17 protein-coding genes are annotated in these 19552 nt (G+C 67.8%); 11 read left to right on the top strand and 6 right to left on the bottom strand.

The genetic code is table 11. From position 1 onward, the window contains the following. Nucleotides 1-154: 154 nt before the first annotated feature. Nucleotides 155-1057 carry a TIGR01777 family protein gene (locus HZA32_09085; protein ID MBI5424232.1) on the bottom strand — a complete coding sequence of 301 codons (903 nt, stop codon included), beginning with the start codon at nucleotides 1055-1057 and terminating at the stop codon, nucleotides 155-157. Nucleotides 1058-1205: 148 nt separating this feature from the next. Here HZA32_09085 and rlmN point away from each other — a divergent pair, with 148 nt between their 5' ends. Continuing rightward, on the top strand, nucleotides 1206-2300 hold the full coding sequence (gene rlmN, locus HZA32_09080) for a 23S rRNA (adenine(2503)-C(2))-methyltransferase RlmN (protein ID MBI5424231.1): 1095 nt from the start codon (nucleotides 1206-1208) through the stop codon (nucleotides 2298-2300). A 234-nt stretch (nucleotides 2301-2534) separates the two neighbouring features. On the opposite strand, the gene HZA32_09075 is transcribed toward rlmN, so the two are convergent. Next, complete coding sequence (locus tag HZA32_09075) at nucleotides 2535-3911, bottom strand: hypothetical protein (protein ID MBI5424230.1); 1377 nt, start codon at nucleotides 3909-3911, stop codon at nucleotides 2535-2537. A 343-nt stretch (nucleotides 3912-4254) separates the two neighbouring features. Between HZA32_09075 and HZA32_09070 the strand changes: the two genes are divergently transcribed. Continuing rightward, nucleotides 4255-4899: a response regulator transcription factor gene (locus HZA32_09070; GenBank protein MBI5424229.1), complete on the top strand. Its 645-nt coding sequence runs from the start codon at nucleotides 4255-4257 to the stop codon at nucleotides 4897-4899. A gap of 21 nt (nucleotides 4900-4920) precedes the next feature. Here HZA32_09070 and HZA32_09065 read toward each other — a convergent pair whose 3' ends face one another. Together HZA32_09065 and HZA32_09060 are read right to left on the bottom strand one after the other, a co-directional pair. Then, a complete protein-coding gene (locus HZA32_09065; protein MBI5424228.1) occupies nucleotides 4921-6270 on the bottom strand; it encodes a metallophosphoesterase in 1350 nt (449 codons plus the stop codon). 196 nt (nucleotides 6271-6466) lie between these two features. After that, nucleotides 6467-7453: a transglycosylase SLT domain-containing protein gene (locus tag HZA32_09060; protein ID MBI5424227.1), complete on the bottom strand. Its 987-nt coding sequence runs from the start codon at nucleotides 7451-7453 to the stop codon at nucleotides 6467-6469. A 114-nt stretch (nucleotides 7454-7567) separates the two neighbouring features. Between HZA32_09060 and miaB the strand changes: the two genes are divergently transcribed. The 9 genes from miaB (at nucleotide 7568) to HZA32_09015 (ending at nucleotide 16687) form a co-directional block, all read left to right on the top strand. Next, complete coding sequence (miaB, locus tag HZA32_09055) at nucleotides 7568-8929, top strand: tRNA (N6-isopentenyl adenosine(37)-C2)-methylthiotransferase MiaB (protein MBI5424226.1); 1362 nt, start codon at nucleotides 7568-7570, stop codon at nucleotides 8927-8929. A 34-nt stretch (nucleotides 8930-8963) separates the two neighbouring features. Continuing rightward, a complete protein-coding gene (locus tag HZA32_09050) occupies nucleotides 8964-9377 on the top strand; it encodes a four helix bundle protein (GenBank protein ID MBI5424225.1) in 414 nt (137 codons plus the stop codon). Between the two features lie 20 nt (nucleotides 9378-9397). Beyond that, entirely contained in the window at nucleotides 9398-9943 is a 546-nt protein-coding gene (locus HZA32_09045) for a hypothetical protein (GenBank protein ID MBI5424224.1), read from the top strand. Between the two features lie 3 nt (nucleotides 9944-9946). Further along, entirely contained in the window at nucleotides 9947-10552 is a 606-nt protein-coding gene (gene gmk, locus HZA32_09040) for a guanylate kinase (GenBank protein MBI5424223.1), read from the top strand. Nucleotides 10553-10554: 2 nt separating this feature from the next. Beyond that, nucleotides 10555-11649, top strand: coding sequence for an MBL fold metallo-hydrolase (locus HZA32_09035; GenBank protein ID MBI5424222.1), 1095 nt, complete (start codon nucleotides 10555-10557; stop codon nucleotides 11647-11649). A gap of 34 nt (nucleotides 11650-11683) precedes the next feature. Next, entirely contained in the window at nucleotides 11684-12847 is a 1164-nt protein-coding gene (locus tag HZA32_09030) for a hypothetical protein (protein MBI5424221.1), read from the top strand. An 88-nt stretch (nucleotides 12848-12935) separates the two neighbouring features. Continuing rightward, complete coding sequence (locus HZA32_09025) at nucleotides 12936-14201, top strand: hypothetical protein (protein MBI5424220.1); 1266 nt, start codon at nucleotides 12936-12938, stop codon at nucleotides 14199-14201. Nucleotides 14202-14213: 12 nt separating this feature from the next. Further along, nucleotides 14214-15437 (top strand): hypothetical protein, encoded by a 1224-nt coding sequence (locus HZA32_09020; protein MBI5424219.1) that lies wholly within the window; start codon nucleotides 14214-14216, stop codon nucleotides 15435-15437. Between the two features lie 11 nt (nucleotides 15438-15448). Continuing rightward, nucleotides 15449-16687 (top strand): hypothetical protein, encoded by a 1239-nt coding sequence (locus tag HZA32_09015; protein ID MBI5424218.1) that lies wholly within the window; start codon nucleotides 15449-15451, stop codon nucleotides 16685-16687. A gap of 483 nt (nucleotides 16688-17170) precedes the next feature. Here the strand turns inward: HZA32_09015 and HZA32_09010 are convergent, their stop codons facing one another. Further along, nucleotides 17171-17986, bottom strand: a complete 816-nt coding sequence (locus tag HZA32_09010) for a hypothetical protein (GenBank protein MBI5424217.1) — start codon at nucleotides 17984-17986, stop codon at nucleotides 17171-17173. Nucleotides 17987-18266: 280 nt separating this feature from the next. Next, a complete protein-coding gene (gene serA, locus HZA32_09005; protein MBI5424216.1) occupies nucleotides 18267-19502 on the bottom strand; it encodes a phosphoglycerate dehydrogenase in 1236 nt (411 codons plus the stop codon). Between the last annotated feature and the right edge of the window lie 50 nt (nucleotides 19503-19552).

Here is a 19552-nt window from a genome sequence, read left to right as displayed (position 1 = left end):
GAGCGAGGCGTCCCCGCGGACTCGCTCGCGGCGATCGCGTCGCGCTGCGACGCGCGGGGTGGAACGCGTTGACCTCAACGCGTTCTGGGAATCGCGCGCCCGTTCGGCGGCCCGAACGCATCGAGGTCAATGCGCTCCACCTCGAGCCTTGCGCTCAATCCGCCAGCGCCGTCAGCGCGGAAGTGAGGCGCGGCGCCTTGAAGCGGAAACCCTCCGCTTCGAGCCGCGCGGGCACGGCGAATTGTCCTTCGAGCACGAGGCTCGGGTCGGTCTTCATCACGAGCGGCGCAACGAGTCGGATCGCAAAAACCGGCGCTGGCGGCGCCCACGGGCGGCCGAGCACTTCGCGCAGCGTGCGCATAAACTCGGCGTTGCTCGCCGGCTCGGGCGCACAGGCGTTGTAGGCGCCGCGCATCGCATCGTCGCTCACCGCGCGGAGAAAAATCTCCTCCAGATCGTCGAGCAGGATCCAGCTGATGCCCTGCCGGCCGCTGCCGGCCGCGCCGCCGAGAAAAGCCTTCGTCACGCGCGCCAGCGGCGGATAGGCGCCGGCCTTGCGTCCGAGCACGACTCCGACGCGCAACACCACGCCGCGCACGCTCGCCGGGCACTCGGTGGCGAACGCCGCCTCCCATTGCACGCAGACGTCGGCCTTGAAACTCGTGCCCACCGGCGCGCCTTCCGGACAGCGCGCCTCGGTGTTGCCGTAAATGCCCACGGCGCTCGTCTGCACCCACACCGCCGGCGGCACGGTGCACGCGCGCACCGCGGCACCGAGCGCGCGCACGGAGTCGAGGCGCGATTCGAGGATGCGCCGCTTGTTCTCCGGCGTGTGCACGCAGTTGATCGTGGACCCGGCGAGATTGATCACCGCCCGCGCGCCTTCGAGTTCGCGCGTCCATTCGCCGGTGCTTTGGCCGCTCCAGCGCACCTCGCGCACGCCATCACCGCGCCGCCGCGGCGCGGAACGAGTCAACACCACGACTTCCAGCCCGCGCTCGCGGAAGCGGCGGGCGAGCGCGGCGCCGATGAATCCGGTGCCGCCGGCGAGAACGATGCGTTGGGCCATGCAGCGGAAGCTACGCGTGCCCCCGGCCGTGGCAAACCGCGTCTCTTCCCTCCGCCAAACTCCGTGATACGGAGTTTGGTGTCTGAGGCAGACGGGTCTTGTCGCCGGCGCGGCGAGCGCGCAGAAGTCAACGCGGATGTCGACCACGCCGGCCAATTTCTACGACTTCACGCGCGACGAGCTGCTCGCGCGGGCGGCGCACTGGGGTTTTCCGACGGTGCATGCCGCGCGATTGTGGAGCTACGTCTATCTCGCGGGCGTGGAGGACTGGGACGCGATGCCGGAGTTGCCGGCGCGTTTTCGCGCGAAGGCGGAAAGCGAACTGACTTTCGGGCGCCACGCCACGGCGGCGGAGACGCACAGCAGCGACGGTTTCACCCGCAAATACCTGCTCGAGCTCGCGGACGGGCGTCGCATCGAGACCGTGCTCATGCGCTACACCGGACGAGTGACGGCGTGCATCAGCTCGCAGGTCGGCTGCGCGATGGGCTGCGTGTTTTGCGCCACTGGCCAGATGGGTTTCGTGCGTCACCTCACCGCCGGCGAAATCGTCGCGCAGGCGATGCACGTCGACGCCGTGCTGCGCGGCATCGGTCCGGACGGCGCGCTCGCGGACTCAGCCAGCGCTTCGCCGCACGATCGCCACGAGCGCCTGCGCAACATCGTGCTGATGGGCATGGGCGAGCCGCTGCATAATTACGACGCGGTGATGAAAGCGATCGACATCCTGCGCGATTCCAACGGCCTCGCTCTCGGCGCGAAGAAAATCACGCTCAGCACCGTCGGTGTTGTGCCCGGCATCCGGCGCCTCGCCGAGGAGAAGCGCCCTTTCCACCTCGCGGTGTCGCTGCACGGCGCGACGCAGGAGGAGCGCGCGGCGCTCGTGCCGGCGGCGCGGAAGTGGCCGCTCGACGAGTTGATGGACGCGTGCCGCGAATACATCGCGCAGCAGCAGCGCCGAATTTTCTACGAGTGGACACTGATCGAGGGAAAGAACGACACGCCAGAGACCGCGCACGCCGTAGGCCGATTGCTGCAAGGCCAGCTCGCGCAGGTGAATCTGATCCCGCTCAACCCGACGACCGGTTACGACGGCGCGCCGACGGGTCGCGAGGCGGCGAAACGTTTTCAGGAAATCCTCGCCGGCTACGGCCTGCCGAGCACGGTGCGCCAGCGTCGCGGCATCGACATCGCGGCCGGCTGCGGCCAGCTCGCGGTGGCGAAGAAGTAATCGTAGCGCGCAGGCGTCTCGCCTGCTTCGAAGCTCGTTGCAGGCGGGACGCCTGCGCTACTCCAAGGCATCGCTCGCGTGGATCGCGGGTGGTCGCCGCCGTCCCGGCGGCGATACGAGCGCGGCGCCTGCAGCGCGGGTTCTTGTCACCGGCAAAGTAGTGGGAGCCTCTTGCTCCCGCTACCCCGGAGGTGGGTTGGCCGCGCGCAGACGGATGCGCGGCCGCCTTGCTGCTCAGAGCGCGAGGTTGCTCACGCCGGCGGCGGCCGCCGCCTCGCTCGCGAGCCAGGCACGGGCGTGGGCGAGGGCGGCTTCGTCGGGCGGGGCGCCGCGGGCGGCGAGGCGCTGGAGCGCGGTGACGAGGGCGAGTTGCGCGCGGGCGTCGGCGGGATTGCTTTGCGCGGCCTTGAGGAAGAGCGCGGCGGGCGCGACGACTTGTTCGGCGGCGAGCATTTGCTTCTCGCCGAGGAAGAGCGTGAGGGAGCCGCCGAGCGCCTGCACGTAGTCGAGCGGCGCAGCCGGGGCGGCGTAGGCGAGGCCGCTGGAGGCCGGCTTCCATTCCATGTAGGTTTGGAGCTGCGCGTGGAATTGGGCGAGGACGGCGTTGGCGTCGGCGGGGGTCCAGCGGATGGCGAGTTTCTTCAGCTCGCGGAATTTCTTCACTTCCCAGATGCGGGCGACGAGTTCGTAGTCGGCGTTGCGCGCCTTGAGTCCGAAGGTGACGACGTAGTCGAGGCCGCCGTGCGCGGATTCGTCGAGCTGGCGGATGTTGTCGGCGGTCCACTCGGCCGGGAAGAGCGCGTAGTGTTGCGGGGCGAAGAGGCCGATGCCGGCGATGGGATCGTAGCCGGCGCTGGCGGAAAATGTCTCGGCGAACCACAGCGGCAGGCCGCGGGTGAAGCGGCCGAGCGCGTCCTCGGGCTGGGCGGCGCGGGCCATGAGGTCGGTCTCGCCGAGGAGCGCGCATTGGGCGAAGGCGACGCGGCGCGCGCGGCCTTCCTTGGCCGGGAGCAGCGCGGCGGCGCGATCCTCGAGGCCGTAGAACCAGATGGGTTTGCTGATGCTGACGAGGCTGATCTTCGTGCCGGCCTCAACGTCGGGAGGAGGCGCGGATTCCTCGAGGGAGAGTTCGGCGAGCGCGCGGGAGAAACCGATGAGGCGTGGCTCGAGCTCGGGTTTGTTGAGCGAGAAGAGCAGGTCGAGGAGGTGCTGCGCGGCTTCGGGCGAGCGGACCGCGAGGTAGGCTTGGAGGAGATTGAGGCCGGGACCGGGGCCGTGCCGCTCGGCGTCGTAGCGCGGGGCGACGAGCTCGATCAACTCGCGGATGTGGCCGTGGACGCCGAGGTCGGCGGAGATGGTGAGGAGCACGTCGGCGCGGTCGCCGGCGGCGGCGAGGACGGCTTCGTAGATCGCCATGGCGCCGGGGAGGTCGCGCGCGGTGAGGCGGGCCTTGGCGGCGGCGAGTTGCGGCAGGACGCCGCCGGCGAGGGCGGGCGCGGGTGCGGGTGCGGCGGCGGGAGTTTCTCCGGGGGCGCTCGATGCGGCGGGGGCGCTGGCGGCGGGCGCGGGCGCAGCGGGTTTTTTGGCGGCGAAACGGTCGAAGAATCCCATGCGCGCAGCCAAGCGCACGCGGCAGCGGTGCGCCAATAAAATTCCCCGGAGCGGCGCGTGGCCGGCGGACGGGTGGAAACGGTCGTGCGCGTGGCGGCGGGGACTTGGGCGACGGTTTCGCGCGTGCGGTTGCGGGCATCGCCCGGGTCGTCGCGCGCGGTTGGCGGGGCGGATCATCGTGGCGGCCCGGTCCAGTGCCGGGACTTTCTCCCATCTTAATTACCGAAAATTCCCACGGCCGACAGGTGGTTCTGACTCGGAAATCTCAGGTCTGTAACGTTTCTTTTTCAACCTTCATCGAAACGGCGCCGTGCGGGAAAGCCGTTTCCTCAACATTTTGTCCATGTCAGCTCAACGGATCGCCTTGGTCACCGAGCACGGATTTGTCCGTCAATTGCTCGCGCAAATGCTGACGACGGAGCTAGGCCTGACGATTGTCGCGCAGGCCAACTCGGTCGCTCAAGCGGAGCAACTTTTGACGGAGGATGGCTCGGCGCCGGACCTCGTCATCGTCGGTTCACTGCTCGCGGATGGTCGCGGGGGCGACGTCGTGCGCCGGCTGTCGCCGCGGTTGCCGCAGACGCGCTGGTTCATGCTCTCGGCGCGCGAACACGCGCCGATCGTGCGCGAGGCGGCGAATCTCGGCGTGCAGGGTTTCGTGATGACCCGATCGGACCTGCACATTTTCCGCGACGGTCTGCGGCGCGTGCTGGCGGGCGAGACGTATTACTGTCCGGCGGCGGCGCGGCTGCTCGCCGAGCACGTGGTCAACGAGAGCGCGGCGACGAGTCCGCTCACGCCCCGGGAGCGCGAGGTATTGCGCGGCTATGCGCGCGGCGAGAACACCAAGGTGATCGCGCAGCACCTCGGCATGAACGTGAAGACGGTGCAGAACCATCTCACGTCGCTGAAGGACAAGCTCGGCTTGCGCGAACCCGCGGAGCTCGTCCGCTACGCGATGAAGCACGGCTACGTGGACGAAATCTGACGGTGACGAGCGCGCCGGCGCTCAATGCGCGCGCGCCTGCAGGGCCGCGATGACGAGCGGCTTTAATTTCAGGCCGGGCATTTCCTGCCACTTCAGCGCGGCGCCGAAATACGAGAGGGAGTTCCGCGCGCCCCAATCGGTCGTGGCGATCCGATAGCGACGGTCCGGCGCGATGCCGGACGGCGCGACGGCGACGAGGAAACCGCTCTGGCGTTCCGAAAACGACGTGTTGATCGTCTGATTGGCGCGGGCGACGATTTCGCGCAGCTGCACGCCGTCGATCTCGGTGGTGAAGATGGAGCCGTCGAAGCGGATGCAGGCGTCGAAGGCGAGGCGTGACACCGGTCCGGCGGGGAGGCCGGCGCCGAATGTGGTGTTGCCGATGAACGCGGCGTCGACTTGCGCGGCGTCGCGCAGCGCCTCGACGACGTAGCTGGCGGCGTCGGCGGGAGAGAGAGCGTGCGAGAGCTTGCCCACGGCGGCGAGGTCGTCGGGTTCGACGTAGCGTTTGCGGGTGGCGGCGATGAATTCCGCCAGCGGGACGTCGGCGGGTGAGTTGGGGCCGATCTCGACTTGCTCGACGGTCCAGAGGAGCGCTCCGCCGAGGCCGCGACGGAGCCACACAAGCGAGGCGTGGCTGTTCCAGCAGCCGCTGTGGAAGTAGACGGAGCGGCCTTGTTGGTGGACGAAACGGAGATGGTCGTGCGCGCCGGCGAAGAGCGTGCCGTCGGGCACGACCGTGAGCAGCTCGCGATCGGCATCGAGGCCTGCGTGGCTCATCACGATCAATGGTCCCTGTTTGGCGAGGGTCGGGAGGTTGGCCCGGCCCCAGACGGCCGGATCGTAGGGATCGAGTTGCGGGCGCACTGCGACGCGGAACGTGCCGAGGCGGTCCGTCGTGATGCCGACGAGCACGGTGTCGATGCGGCCGAGTTTCAGGCGCACGGCGAAATCGGTGAAATAGCGGCCGGTGCCGCGTTCGCGGAGGTTGCTGAGCGGCACGACGCCGGTGGCGCGCACGCGTTTGACCGTCTCGGCGACGTCGTAGAACTCCGGCTCGTGGTTGCCGAGGTTGAGGAACGTCGGCACGCGGCTCGCGAGTTCGTGCATCATCTGGAAGTCGATCGCGCCGTGCGAGCGGCGGGCGATGACGTTGCCCCATTCCATCGTGTCGCCGTTGAGCAGCACGGCCACGGGGAGGTCGGGGGTCTTCAGCCGCAGGCGATCCACGAGCGCGACAACCTGCGCCGTGCGGTCGTAGGCGGAATGTTGGTCACCCAGGACGACGAGCAACGCCTCCGCTTCGGCAGCGTGGAAAACGATGCCGCTGGCGACGAAAGTCAGCAGCGCAAGTATGCGGCGAAGACGCATGTGGGCGGATGATTTGAGCCGGTGTCATAGCGAGACAACCTCGAATCAGCCGGCCGCCGAAAAAGGGAATCGAGCGAAAGAATCGCGCCGTGACCTCCGTTTAACTGGATAAAGTCTGGGTTCCGGCCGCTGGCCGAGAGCCCAGCATTTTTCGAGCTACGTCCGGCCGGCCCGAGTGGGCCGGCCGTTTTTGCGCTCAGCCGGCGCGCGGGGCGGCGAGCTGGGCGGGCGCGACGCCGGCGCGGACTTGGAGCGTCGCGAGGACCTTCGGCACATACATGCGCGTCTCGGACGGCAGGCTCGATGCGATGGCGGCGAACGAATTCGCCTTTTTCGCCGCGAGCAGGCGGCGCACGCGACCTTCGCCGGCGTTGTAGGCGGCGAGGGCGAGCGGCCAGTCGCCGAACTTGCCGTGCAACATGCGCAAGTAGCGCGCGGCGGCGCGGGCGGACTTGGCGGGGTCGGTGCGCTCGTCGGGCAACCACGTGCTCAAGCCGAGGCTTTTGGCGGTGGCAGGCACGAATTGATAGAGCCCGCGTGCACCGGCCGGGCTGCGCGCGGAGGGATTGAAGGTCGATTCGACCTCGGCGAGCCACGCCAGATCGGCGGGAACGCCCTCGGCCGCAAAGGCCTCACGCACGATGGGCAACAACTGCGCCGCGCGGGCCGGCACAGGACGCGTGCGCAGGCGCGAGAGCCAGAGGTTGAAGTAGGGGATGTCGGGCGTCGCGACCGGCGGGCGCTGGCCGGGCTTCAACACCGGGGGCTTGGGCGGCAGCGTGTAGCCGGGCTGACGCGCGGCGATGCTGGCGGCCTGGATGTAGTCGAGCCGCTCTTCCAGCCATTCGGCGTAGTCCGCGTAGTCGGGGAAGAGTTGCAGCGCCTTCAGCGCCGCGCGCGCCTCGGGTTCGTAGGCGGCGAGGGCGGCGAGGTCGTTTTGATCCAGCGCAGCTTGGAGGCGTGTGGCGAAGGCGTCCCATTCCTGCGGCGACGGGAAATAGAACTCCCGTTTGACCTCGGGTGGCGCGTAGTCGTCGAAGAGCTGCTTGCCCTGCTGGTAGAGCGCGTCGAGGTCGATCTCCGTGTCGGGTCGCGCGGCCGGTTTCGCCGCCGCGGGCTTGGCCGGCTGCGCATCCGCCACGACGGCGACGAACAGCAGCGGCAGGACGCGGAGGATTTTCATGGCGGAGCGAACGGGCGTCATTTGGAGGCGGTGCGCTACGCGGCACAACTCGAATGCGTGACGTTTCCCGCGTTGACCGCGCCACCGTTCCGGGTAGCTAGGCCCCTCCACGGGATGAACCGAGTCTTCATCAAGACCTATGGCTGCCAGATGAACGAGCGCGACAGCGAGGCTGTCGCGGCGATGCTGCGCGCGCGGGGCTACCGGATCGTAGCAGACGAGGACAGCGCCGACGTGATGCTGCTCAACACCTGCAGCGTCCGCGACATGGCCGAGCAAAAGGCGATCGGCAAAGCCGGCTACCTCGCGCAGAAGAAGAAGCGCAACCCGCGCTTCGTGATCGGCATCCTCGGCTGCATGGCGCAAAACCGCGGCGCTGCGCTGCTCGATGCGCTGCCGGACGTCGACCTGATCGTCGGCACGCAGAAATTTCACCAAGTCCCCGACCACCTCGACAATCTCCGCGCCGCGCAGGCTGCGGGTGCCGTGTTGCCCACGCGCATCGTCGACATCGCCGAGGAAGCCGGTTCGCAAAACACCATTCGCGAACACGTCCTCGAGGACCGGCAGGTCACGGCGTTCGTCTCGATTCAGCAGGGCTGCAACATGGATTGCGCGTTCTGCATCGTCCCGAAGACCCGCGGCGACGAACGCTCGCGGCCGATGGACGAGATCGTGCGCGAGTGCGAGGAACTCGCTGACCGCGGCGTGCGTGAGATCACGCTCCTCGGCCAGATCGTGACGAGTTACGGCCGACGCGACTACGAGCACACGGGCGGTATCAGCCCGTTTGTGCAATTGCTCGAACGCGTGAACGCCATCCCCGGCCTCCGCCGCATCCGCTTCACCTCACCGCACCCACGCGGCTTCAAGGACGACCTCGTCGCTGCCTACGGCCGCCTCGAGAAACTCTGCGAATACGTCCACCTGCCGATGCAGAGTGGCAGCGACCGCATCCTGCGGCTGATGAACCGGCCCTACTCGCGCGACCGCTACAAGCAGATCGTCGACGACCTGCGCCGCGTGCGGCCCGACATGTATTTCTCGACGGACATCATCGTCGGCTTCCCCGGCGAGACCGCGGAGGACTTCGAGCAGACGCGCGCGCTCTTCGAGGCCTGCAACTACGACATGGCCTACGTCTTCAAATACTCCGTCCGTTCCGGCACACCCGCCGCCGACATGGGCGACCAGATTCCGGACGAGGTGAAGGAGGAGCGGAATCAGATCCTTTTGCGCCTGCTTGAGCAAAACTCTGACCGCCGCAACGCCACGCTCCTCGGCACGACGCAGGAAGTCCTCGTCGAAGGCCCGGACAAGAAGGGCGTGCAATTCATGGGCCGCACGCGCGGCAACCGCATCGTGCATTTCCCGGCGCACGAACGCCTGATCGGCGAACTGGTCCCGGTGAAAATCAACCGCGTATCCACGGCCGTGCTTTACGGTGAGTTGGAGCTGGCGGGCGTCCCGTCCTGATCGTTCTCGTTCCTCGTTCTCTTTCTCGTTCTCGATGCCCCCCACCTTCGACCACGAAAAACTCCGGGCCTACCAAGAAGCCGTGAAGTTTGCGGCGTGGTGCGAACCGGTTCTCGCGTCGCTCCCGGCCAAGCTGGCCGCGCGGGATCAGCTGGACCGAGCGTCGACCAGCATCGTGCTCAATATTGCCGAGGGTAACGGCAAGCGCTCGCACCTGGATCGCTGCCGCTACCTCGACATCGCCCGAGGATCGGCGGTCGAGTGCGCCGCGTGCTTGGATGTCTTGGTCGCTCGAAAGACCCTGGACACCACCAAGGCGACCGAGGGCAAGATTCTGCTCCACGCGGTTGTCTCCCTCGTGGCGGGGCTGATTGCTCGCTTCTCGGGCGACGTGCGGGAAGACGCAGGTTCCTACGGTTCTGAGCTTGTGGAGAACGAGAACGAGTAGGAGAACGAGAACGATTTTTCATGTCCCTCTTCCTCGCCACGCTCCTGCCCGGTCTCTTCCTCGCGCTCTGCGGCGCGTTGCTGGCGTGGGGTGATCCGCGCGTCAGCTCCACCCTCAAGGCCCTGCCGCGCTCGCAGCGCGGCGCGTGGCTGTTTTTCGGTGGCGGCTCGCTGTGGTTCATCTGGCGCGTGTCGCAACTGGGCGAGGCGGACCTGATTTTCTTCCAGAATCCCTGGCCGGTGATGATGGCCTTCGGCGCGCTCGCGGTGCTGGCCTTCATCTACGCGCCGGACTTCCTCGCGGTGCGCGGGCTGTCGGTCCTGACGCTGCTCGCCGCCGAGCCGCTGCTCTACGCCGCCTACATGGAGTGGCAGCACCCGCAGCGCCTGCTGATGGTCACGGCCGTCTACGTGGCGCTCGCCGCCGCGCTCTATCTCGCCGCCTCGCCGTTCCGCCTGCGCGACTTCTTCGAGTGGCTTTTCAAACAACCCGGCCGCCCGCGCGTGCTCGGCGCGGCTCTGCTGGTTTACGGGCTCGCCACGGCCGCCGCCGCTTTCACTTACTGAGCCATGGCCCAAAGTGCGACCGTGTTGCTCATCCTTGCCGGACCCGCCGGTGTGGGCAAAAGCACGCTCTGTGACCGCCTCGTGCGCGAGGTTCCCGGTTTCGAACGCGTCATCACCGCGACGACGCGCCCGCCCCGACCCAACGAGGTCGACGGTCGCGATTACCACTTCCTGTCCGAAACCGAGTTCGACGCGCGGCTCGCCGCCGGCGATTTTCTCGAGTGGGCGTGGGTGCACCGCAAATATCGCTACGGCACCCCAAAATCCACCGTGCTCGAGCGCCTGAAGCAGAATTGCCTCGTGATGAACATCGACGTGCAGGGCGTGCGCAGCATCCGCGCCGCCGCGCAGACGACGCCCGGCCTGCAGGGACGCATCGTCACGATGTTCGTCGCGCCCGACTCGATGGACGTGCTCCGCGAACGCCTCCAGGGCCGCGGCCCCGTCTCGCCCGAGGAGCTCGAACGCCGCATGCAGAGCGCCGAACTCGAAATGGCCGAGCGCTACACCTACGACTACATCATCCACAGCGGCACGAAGGAGCAGGACTTCCGCGCGCTGCTGGATTTCTGGGAGCAGGCCCGGGCCAAGCTCGGCCACGGCGGCTGACCATGCCGCGCGCGCCGCGCTTCCCGGTCAGCGATCACTGCGACGGCGAACGCTTCTTCAACCCGCCGCCGCAACCGCAGGCGCTCGGTTTCACCTCGCTGCCGAAGTGGTGGTGGCAACAGCTCACCGGCGACGAATTCCACCGCTGGCCGAAAACCGCGTCCGCGCCGCGCCGGCCCGAGTTACCCGCGCGCGTCGCGCCCGGCGACGTGGCGGTGACGTTCATCGGCCACTCGACCTTTCTGCTCCAATTCGACGGGCTCACCGTGCTGACCGATCCCGTCTTCGCGACCTACGCGGGACCGTTTGGCCGGCTCGGGCCGAAACGCGTGCGCCCGCCCGCGCTGCGTCTCGAGGAACTGCCCGCGATCGACGCCGTCGTCGTTTCGCACAACCACTACGACCACCTCGACCTCGCCACGCTGCGCTGGCTCGCGCGCGAGCGCCGGCCGCGATTCGTCACCTCGCTCGGCAACAAAGCCTGGCTCGAGGCGCGCGGCATCGCGCCGGTGATCGAACTCGATTGGTGGCAGAGCGCGGAAATATATCCCGGCTACACTAGGTGGAGCGAGTTGACCCCAACCCGCTCCGAACGCGTTGAGGTCAACGCGTTCCACCTCGAGGCGCTTGCGGCGAACGAGGCAGCGAGGCCGCCGCTGCGCGTCACCGCGACGCCCGCGCAACACTTCGCCGCGCGCGCGCCGTGGGATCGCTGTCGCACGCTCTGGAACGGCTTCGTGCTGCACACGCGGGCGGGCGACGTGTTTTTTTGCGGCGATTCCGGTTGGGGTCCGCACTTCGCCGCCATCCGCGAACGCGTCGGGGCGCCCGCGCTCGCGCTGCTGCCGATCGGCGCCTACGAGCCGCGCTGGTTCATGATTCCCGTGCACCTGAATCCCGACGAGGCGATCCGCGCCCACCTCGCGCTCGGCGCGCGGCGCAGCATCGGCATGCACTTCGGCACGTTTCAGCTCACGAACGAAGCCATCGACGAACCGCTCCATGCCCTCGCCGCCGCGCGCGCGGCGCACAGCGTGAGCGCGGACGACTTCACTACGCTCGACTTCGGCGAGGTGCGGACGCTAGGGTTGCGGTGATGCGCCGTGCCGGGCCGAGCGACGCACTGCTGTGATGAAACCGTTTGGGCGTTGGCTGCTGATTTTCTCCCTCGCGCTGAATGCGCTGCTGCTGGTTTGGGCGGGCATGACTCGATTTGCGCCGCCGGCGAGCGATCCGCGCCGCGGACCTGCGCCGAGTCCGACGGCCGTCGTTCGCTCGCACGCTTCCAGCGCCGAACTCGCTGCGGCGTTTCAGGCGGGACCAGGATCGGAGCTCAAGAATTTGGTGCGACGCGCCCAAGAGGCGGGTTTTCCCGCGGAGGTCGTCCAAGCCATCGTGCGTGCCGCCGTGCACCGGGAGTTCGCCGAGCGACGTGCCCGGCTTTGGCGCGCCACGCCGTATTGGAAGCCGGCCGACATGGCAGCCATCTACGACCTCGATGCCCAGGAGCAGCGGCGCGTGCGCGCGATCATGGGCAGCGCCGGCGTGGAGGTGCCGGACGAACATGCGCAACGCGAGCGACTCTACGGCCGCATCCCGCCCGAGAAGATCGAGCAGGTGGAAAAGCTCGCGCGCGACTACGACGAGCTCGTGGCCAAATTTAACCGCGAAAACGCGGACAATTTCGGCGAGGACCAACGGGCCGCGCTCCGCCTCATGCGCGAAGAGCGCGAGCGCGATCTCGCGGCGTTGTTGACGCCGGAAGAACTCGACGACCTCGTCGCTCGCCGGTCCGAGGCCAGCACGGCAGTCATGCAAGTCGCGAGTGCCTTCGAAATGTCGGAGGTGGAATTTCGCGCGCTGGTGGCCGCCGAGGAGCACTTCAACGCGCGGCTCGACCCGCTTGGGCCGCCGGATTTGTCCGGGCCGAGAAAATACGTGGAGGCCAAGGACGCCCAACTCGCCGAGATTCGGCGCGTGTTGGGTCCCGAGCGCTTCGAAAAATACCTGGAAGCCACGGAGCCGGTCTACCGATTTGCCCAGGCGTTCGTGAAGGATTCCGGTCTGCCGAATTCGACCGCGGTGGCATTGTGGCAGATCGATCGCGACTCGAACATGCGCGCGGGCGAAATCCTCCGGCAATTGGGGAATGACGCGCCCGCTCGAGACGCCGCCTTGGCCAAACTCCGGAAAGAGACCCGGCAGGGGGCGCTGGCCCTGCTGACGCCAGCGCAGTTGGAGGCATTCCATCGTCGCGGCGGCGCGATGTGGCTGACATTGCCCGGCGGTCCCTAAAATCGCGTTTCCGTTTCTCGACAGACAAAGTCCGGCCGCCCATGTTTGCGTCGCGCTTCCGTTTGGGCCAACGGGAGAGCCTCCTGTCATGAAACGCGTATTGCTTCTCATCCTCCTCGGCCTGTCGCTCGCGGGCAACGTGTGGCTCTTCCGCACCGGTCGCGCGGCCGCTCCCGAAAACTCGCCGGCGCAATCCGCCGCCATGGTCGCGGCTCGCCCATCGGCTCAGCTCGCGAAGGCTGAGTCGCAAGCGTCCTCGGCTCCCGAGACCGCGAAGAACACCGCTGCCGCCGGCACGTCGCACGGCTTCGTCTGGCGCACGCCGAAGAGCGACGACGATTTTCGCCGGCTCGCCGACGACCTCCGCGCGGCGGGAGTGCCCTCGCGATTGATCTACTCGATCGTGCAGGAGCTCTATTCCGCCCGCGAACTCGCCGCGAGTCCGCTGGCGTCGGCGCCGTATTGGCAGCGCCGCACCGTCGAGCAGAGCAAGGAAATGCAGGAGGTCTATCGCCGCATCGAGGCGAAGGCCGCGGAATTCGCCGGCCCCGACGGCCGGCTCTCCGCGCGGCTCGATCCCGTCGCCCGCGCCCGCCGCTACGGCGATTTGCCGGACGCGAAGATCGACGCCATCGCGGCCCTCGAGCGCGATTACTCCGAGATGGTGACCGATTCGTATCGCGCTACAGGCAGCGGCGCGTTCACGGCGGAAGAATGGGCCGCCAAGCAAAAGGAGCAGAAACTGCTCAACGACGAGAAGCGCGCCGACCTCGCGAAAATCCTCACGCCCGACGAACTCGCCGCCTACGACCTCCGCAACTCCGACACCGCGCGGCAGCTCGCCACCTCCGTGCGCAACCTCGACCTCCGCCCCGACGAGTTCGCCGCGCTCTACGCCGCCCGGCAGGCGTTCGACGCCGCCAGCCCGCAATCGACGGGAGTCTTCACGCCCGAGATGATGCAACAGCGCCGCGTCGCCCAGACGACTTACAACGACGCCGTGAAAGGCGTCCTGAACGACGACCGCTTCTACCAATACCTCGCGTCCACCGACGCCGACTACCGCACCGCGCTGAACCTCAGCGCCAAATACCCGCAGGTCACGGCCCCGGTCGCCTACCAAGTGAGCACGCTGAAGGCGGAACTGGAGGCAACTCGCAACAACCTGTTCCGCTCCACCCCGACGCCCGACGCCATCACCGCAGCCTACGCCGGTTGGAACGGCCGGCTCGATGCCCTGCTCGGGCCCGCTGCCGCCGCGGAGTTCCGCCAGACGCAGAACGGCCGTGTCTTCAACCCGCCCACCATCCGTCGCAGCGCGACGCCCACCGCGCCCGTGCCGCCGCGCCCCTGAGGAGCCCACGCCATGAACCGCATCCTCCTCGCCCTCCTCGTCGCGTCGGTCGGACTAAACGCTTGGCTGGCCTTCTCCTCCATCCGCGTCACGCCGGCGAATGCGCCCGTGGCTGCGCCCGACCATCAGGCCAAACCGGCCGCGGCGAAAGAAGCCCTCGCGTCCGCTAGCGCTGCCGAGAAAACCTCCGCCGATGCCGCGCGCCCCTTTGTCTGGAAAAATCCCGGCAACTCTCCCGAAGCCCTGCGCGAACTCGCGGCCAATCTGCGCGCCGCCGGCGTGCCACCGGCGATCGTCGGGCGCATTATCGGCGAGACGCTGCGCGCCCAACTCTTCGCCGACATCGCCCGCTTGCCCCACTGGCAGCTGATGGCGCCGAACAAGGAGACGCGCCGCCGCCAGAGCGAGGCCGCGCGCGAGTTGCTGCGCTTGCAGGAGGAAATCGCCGGCCCCGCCGGTTCGCCGGTCAAGAACCTCGATCCCACGCAGCGCCGGCTCGATTACGGCGATCTGCCCGACGACAAGGTGACCGCGCTGCTGCGCATCCAGCGCGACTACGACGACCTGCGCAACGATCTGTTCGCGACGATGGGCGGAGGCATTATCACGCGCGAGGAGGCCGACGCGCGGCGCAAGGAACAAGAGCACCTGGAAAAAGAGCGCCTCGCCGATGTCGCCGCCGCGCTGACGCCGGAGGAATTCGCCGAATACGAACGCCGGCAGTCGCCCGCCGCGCAGCGCGCTCAACGCTCGTTGCGCGACCTGAACCTGACGGAGGACGCCTACCTCTCGCTCCTCGCTCTCGAGAAAGCGCGCGATCCCTACAACAACAACTTCGTCGGCTCGCTCGGCACGGTCACGCCGGAGAAACTCGCCTACATGGATCAGGTTCGTGCCACGCTCGGCGATGCGCAGGCGAACACTTATCTGAAGTCGGCCGATTTCAACTACGGCATGGTCGCGCGCTTCGCGGAGAAATATCCCGCGATCACCCCCGCGCAGACCTACGAACTCTACAAGCTCCAGGGTGAAGCGCAGGCCGCCCTGCGTGGACCCGATGGCGGGGGCGTCCGCGACATTGGGAAACTACAGGCCACCATGAGCGATTTGAACGCGCGCCTCGACAAGCTGGTCGGCCCGGCCGCCGCGGAGGCTTACCGCAAGCAAGGTTCGGGCATGGTATTCTCCAGTTTCCGTCCCTCCTCGCCGCCTGCCGCCACCCCGCCGAAAGGCTGACCGCTCCTCTCATGAATCGCTCCGCTCTCTTCGCCCTGCTGGCTCTCTCGGTCGCCGCCAACGCGACGCTGGGCTTCCTCGCGCTGCGTCGCACTCCGGTGGCGGTCAGTGCGCCGGCGTCGGCGTCCGTCACTCCCGCGGCCGCGAAAGCTTCGCCGGGCTCCCCCGGTCTGGCTGCAGCGGCCGTCAAACTCAGCGAGAAGATCGCGGCACCGCGCACCGGCGCGAATCTCCGGGAGATCGCCGCCGAGCTGCGCGCCGCCGGCTTCTCGGACCAGCTCGTGAAGACGATCATGCAATCGCTGGTGAACGAGGAGCTGATGCGCCGCCAGCAGGCCATCTTCGATTGGTCCGCCGTGCCGTATTGGAAAAACGTGCGGCCGACGCCGGAGCAGCAGCGCGCGATGCGCGAGCTGCAGAAGGAGCGTCGCGCGTTGCTCGCGGAAGCGGGCCTGCCGGTCTCGCCGATGGAGGACGCGTTCCGCCGCCGGCAATTCGGCGGCCTGCCGGAGGCGAAAATCTCGGCGCTGGAGAAAATCCAGCAGGACTACAACGACCTGCGTCAGGAGATGTTCGAACAGTCGCAGCGCGGCGGCGCCGCGGGCGCCCGCGATATCGCCGCGCAGCAGAAACTTTTGCAGGAGGAGCAGGAGCGCGACATCGCCGCCTTGCTCACACCGGAGGAGAAAATCGAATACGAGCTCCGCAACTCCAATGCGGCCAACCAAGTGCGCTCGCACCTCAACGGCGTCGACGTGAGCGAACAGGAGTTCCGCACCTTGTTCGCGGCGGAGAAGGCGTATGAAGCCGCCAATCCGCGCTCGATCGGCGGTCCGGTGTCTCCGGCGCAGATGCAGGCCGGCCTCGCGGCGTGGGACGACTACCAGAAGGCCACGCAGAACCTGCTCGGTCCGGATCGTTACCGCGAGTATCTGCTGAATTCCCAAATGAACAATCCGTCCGCGCGGAGCTTCTTCGCCGAGCGCCCGGGCATCACCACGAGCCAGATGCAGGATATCGCGCGCCTGACGCGTTCGATCCCGCTCGAGATACAGCAGGCCAGCGTTCCCGGACTGAGCAACGACGAGCGGCGCGCGCAGATGGCGGCGGCGGCTGAGCGGCTGCGCGCGCGTGCCGTGCAGATTCTCGGCGCCCAATACGCGCAAGAAGCGGAAAACGCCCGCGTGCTTTCGCTGCCGCGCGCCGGCGGCGCGAGCATGCCGGCCGTGCGCTTGCCGGGTGGCGGCTAGCACTACTCCGTTACGTCAGTGGACCTCCGGGCGCGGGTGCTTGGGACCCGTCCTCGGAGAGGCCGGGCTACCTCGCGTTCTCCGAGAATAAATCGGGGACCTGACGGAGCAGTGCCAGAGCGTGCCAAAACACGGTGGGCGGAAACGGGGGCTTCGTCGCGCGGGCTTCCAGCCCGCCTTGCCCGGAGCAGGCCGGAGAACTGCGCTACACTATGGAGGATATTCCGAAGATGTGACGAGGGCGGCACAACCGGTAGGGCGCGACCGCTGGGCGCGCCGCGAGGGTGGCATCACGTTCTCGGCGGGCCCAGCGGTCCCGCCCTACCGCACGCTTCGCCACTTCATTCCGCAATCCCAGTAGGCAGCGAGGCAGCTAGCGAGCGCAGCGAGAACGTGACTTCCATCTGCAGTTCCAGCGGGATCGCCACGGCCCGCGTTGCGGGTCTCGCGATGACAAGGCAGCTGAACGCGCCCCAGCTCCGATCACTTCGCGGGCTCGGGCGCAGCGGGCTCCTGCACCGCGTTGGGCGGTGGCGCGGGCTGCACGCGCGGGCGGTTGCGGAATTCGGCGCTGTTGCGCAGGCTGCGACGGATGTCGTCGTCGTTCCAGCCGTGTTCGATGATCTTGTTGCGATAGTCTTCGAAGCCGCGCGGATCGACGTCGCGTCCGAGGACCTCGCGGTAGATGCGGTTGAGGCGCATGGTCATGTAGGGCACGCGGTATTCTTCAGTGCGGCGGAGTTCTTCGCGGATGCGTTTCTCGTCGTAGCCGCGCTCGATGATGAGGCTGCGATAACGGCGCATGTCGGCGTCGGTCGGCTCGCGCTCGAGCACGTCTTGGAACGAGCGGCGCACGATTTTTTCCGGGTCGATGCCGGGCATCGGCATCGGGCGCGGCCCGCCGCCGGGCGGACGTTCGGGGCCGCGGCGGAAGTCGACGCGGATGGATGAAATCTGGTCGTTGAAGCGGACGATGGCGTTGTCGCCGCGCGAGAGGTCGCGGATGTCGCTCGTGACGCGCAAGGCTTCGCCGCGGTAGTTCGCGTCGATGTAGACCATCGCCTCGGCGCCGCCCTCGACGCGGATGGAGGTGACGCGGTCGTTGGCGCGACGGCCGTTGTCGAAATCCCAGCGCGCGAAGTTCTCCACGCTCTGGCCGGGATAGAGGACGATGGCGCCGCCTTGGAAGTTCGGGTGCTCGAACAGCACGACGCGCGGGCCGCGGCGCTCATCGCGCGGTTGCGCGAACAGGAGAACGGGCAACACGGCGAGCAGGGGCAGGGCGCGGCGGAGATTCATGCCGAATAGGACGCCAGAAGCGGCGGGGTTATTCAATCGCGGAGCGGCACGGCGGGATAACACGCCAGTCAGGCGGCCGTGTGGATTTGGTCGCGCTGACCGGTCGACTGAGCGCAGTTCGCCTGCGTGGGGTGGTCGCCGACGTCCCGGCGGCGACGAGGCGCGGTGGCGCGTTCGCGGCGCCGTCAGGGACGACGGCGCCCACCTCGGATCGACGAGGGTGGCGCGTCGGCGCGCGAGCGCGCTGCCCAGAAGAGTGTGGCGAGGCGTGCGCTCCGGCTCAGTAGAGCAGGCGGGCGCGGATGGTGCCGGGGACGGTCTGCAGTTCGTCGATGGCGATCTCGCTGGCACCGGCGTCGACGTCCATGACGAGGTAACCGATGTGCTCGTTGGTCTGCAGGTATTGCGCGGAGATGTTCACGCCGCGCTTGGAGAATTTTTCGTTCACGTGCGCGAGGACGCCGGGGATGTTCTTGTGCACGTGCAGCAGGCGCGATTTGCCGGTGCCAGCGTGCTCGGGGAGCGTGACCTCGGGGAAATTCACCGCGGTGACGCTGGAGCCGTTGTCGGAGTAGCGGACGAGTTTTTCGGCCACTTCGGTGCCGATGCCGGCCTGCGCCTCGATGGTGCTGCCGCCGATGTGCGGCGTGAGGATGACGTTGTCGAACTTGCGGAGCGGCGAGAGGAATTCCTCGTCGTTGCCCTTGGGCTCGACGGGAAAAACGTCGATGGCGGCGCCGCCGAGGTGCTTTTTCTCGAGCGCGTCGGCGAGGGCGTCGATGTCGACGACGGTGCCGCGGGCGGCGTTGATGAGATGCGCGCCTTTTTTCATCTGCGCGAGCTGGGCCTTGCCGATCAGGTTCTTCGTCGAGGCGTTTTCCGGAACGTGCAACGAGACGACATCGGACTCCGCGAGGAGCGAAGAGAGTTTCTGGACGGGCTTGGCGTTGCCGAGCGGGAGCTTGCCCTCGATGTCGTAGAAGAGCACGCGCATGCCGAGGTGTTCGGCGAGGATGCTGACTTGCGTGCCGATATGGCCGTAGCCGACGACGCCAAGCGTCTTGCCGCGGACCTCGACGCTGCCCTCGGCGCTCTTCGACCAGCCGCCGCGGTGGACGAGGGCGTTTTTGTCGGGGATGCCGCGGAGGAGCATGATGGCTTCGCCGATGACGAGCTCGGCGACGCTGCGGGTGTTCGAGTAGGGCGCGTTGAAAACGGGGATGCCGCGCTTGGCGGCGGCGGCGAGATCGACCTGGTTGGTGCCGATGCAGAAGCAGCCGATCGCGGTGAGCTTCGGCGCGGCTTCGAGCATCTCCGCGGTCATGTCAGTGCGGGAGCGGATGCCGAGGAAGTGCACGTCCTTCAATGCGGACTTGAGCGCGTCGCCCGCGAGGGATTTGGGCAGGGACTTCACCGACGAGTAGCCGCTGGCGGAGAGGACATCCACGGCGTTCGGGTGGATGCCTTCGAGGAGCAGGATCTTGATGCGGCGTTTGTCGAAGGAGTGCTTTTGCATGGCGGGAGCGCAGGGTCTCTGCGAACCACGGCGCGGGCAAGGCCGTCTTG

It is taken from the genome of Opitutia bacterium (assembly GCA_016217545.1).
Classification (GTDB): Bacteria; Verrucomicrobiota; Verrucomicrobiia; order Opitutales; family Opitutaceae; genus Didemnitutus.
The sequence above is the reverse complement of the archived record's forward strand: the minus strand, read 5'-3'. Positions and strand labels throughout refer to the sequence as shown.

Coding starts and splice junctions, on each gene's coding strand:
- HZA32_09015 (MBI5424218.1), top strand. CDS start 15,449: ATGAATCGCTCCGCTCTCTTCGCCCTGCTGGCTCTCTCGGTCGCCGCC.
- HZA32_09025 (MBI5424220.1), top strand. CDS start 12,936: ATGAAACGCGTATTGCTTCTCATCCTCCTCGGCCTGTCGCTCGCGGGC.
- HZA32_09030 (MBI5424221.1), top strand. CDS start 11,684: ATGAAACCGTTTGGGCGTTGGCTGCTGATTTTCTCCCTCGCGCTGAAT.
- HZA32_09075 (MBI5424230.1), bottom strand. CDS start 3,911: ATGGGATTCTTCGACCGTTTCGCCGCCAAAAAACCCGCTGCGCCCGCG.
- HZA32_09045 (MBI5424224.1), top strand. CDS start 9,398: ATGTCCCTCTTCCTCGCCACGCTCCTGCCCGGTCTCTTCCTCGCGCTC.
- HZA32_09070 (MBI5424229.1), top strand. CDS start 4,255: ATGTCAGCTCAACGGATCGCCTTGGTCACCGAGCACGGATTTGTCCGT.
- miaB (MBI5424226.1), top strand. CDS start 7,568: ATGAACCGAGTCTTCATCAAGACCTATGGCTGCCAGATGAACGAGCGC.
- HZA32_09065 (MBI5424228.1), bottom strand. CDS start 6,270: ATGCGTCTTCGCCGCATACTTGCGCTGCTGACTTTCGTCGCCAGCGGC.
- HZA32_09020 (MBI5424219.1), top strand. CDS start 14,214: ATGAACCGCATCCTCCTCGCCCTCCTCGTCGCGTCGGTCGGACTAAAC.
- HZA32_09035 (MBI5424222.1), top strand. CDS start 10,555: ATGCCGCGCGCGCCGCGCTTCCCGGTCAGCGATCACTGCGACGGCGAA.
- rlmN (MBI5424231.1), top strand. CDS start 1,206: ATGTCGACCACGCCGGCCAATTTCTACGACTTCACGCGCGACGAGCTG.
- HZA32_09050 (MBI5424225.1), top strand. CDS start 8,964: ATGCCCCCCACCTTCGACCACGAAAAACTCCGGGCCTACCAAGAAGCC.
- gmk (MBI5424223.1), top strand. CDS start 9,947: ATGGCCCAAAGTGCGACCGTGTTGCTCATCCTTGCCGGACCCGCCGGT.
- HZA32_09010 (MBI5424217.1), bottom strand. CDS start 17,986: ATGAATCTCCGCCGCGCCCTGCCCCTGCTCGCCGTGTTGCCCGTTCTC.
- serA (MBI5424216.1), bottom strand. CDS start 19,502: ATGCAAAAGCACTCCTTCGACAAACGCCGCATCAAGATCCTGCTCCTC.
- HZA32_09060 (MBI5424227.1), bottom strand. CDS start 7,453: ATGAAAATCCTCCGCGTCCTGCCGCTGCTGTTCGTCGCCGTCGTGGCG.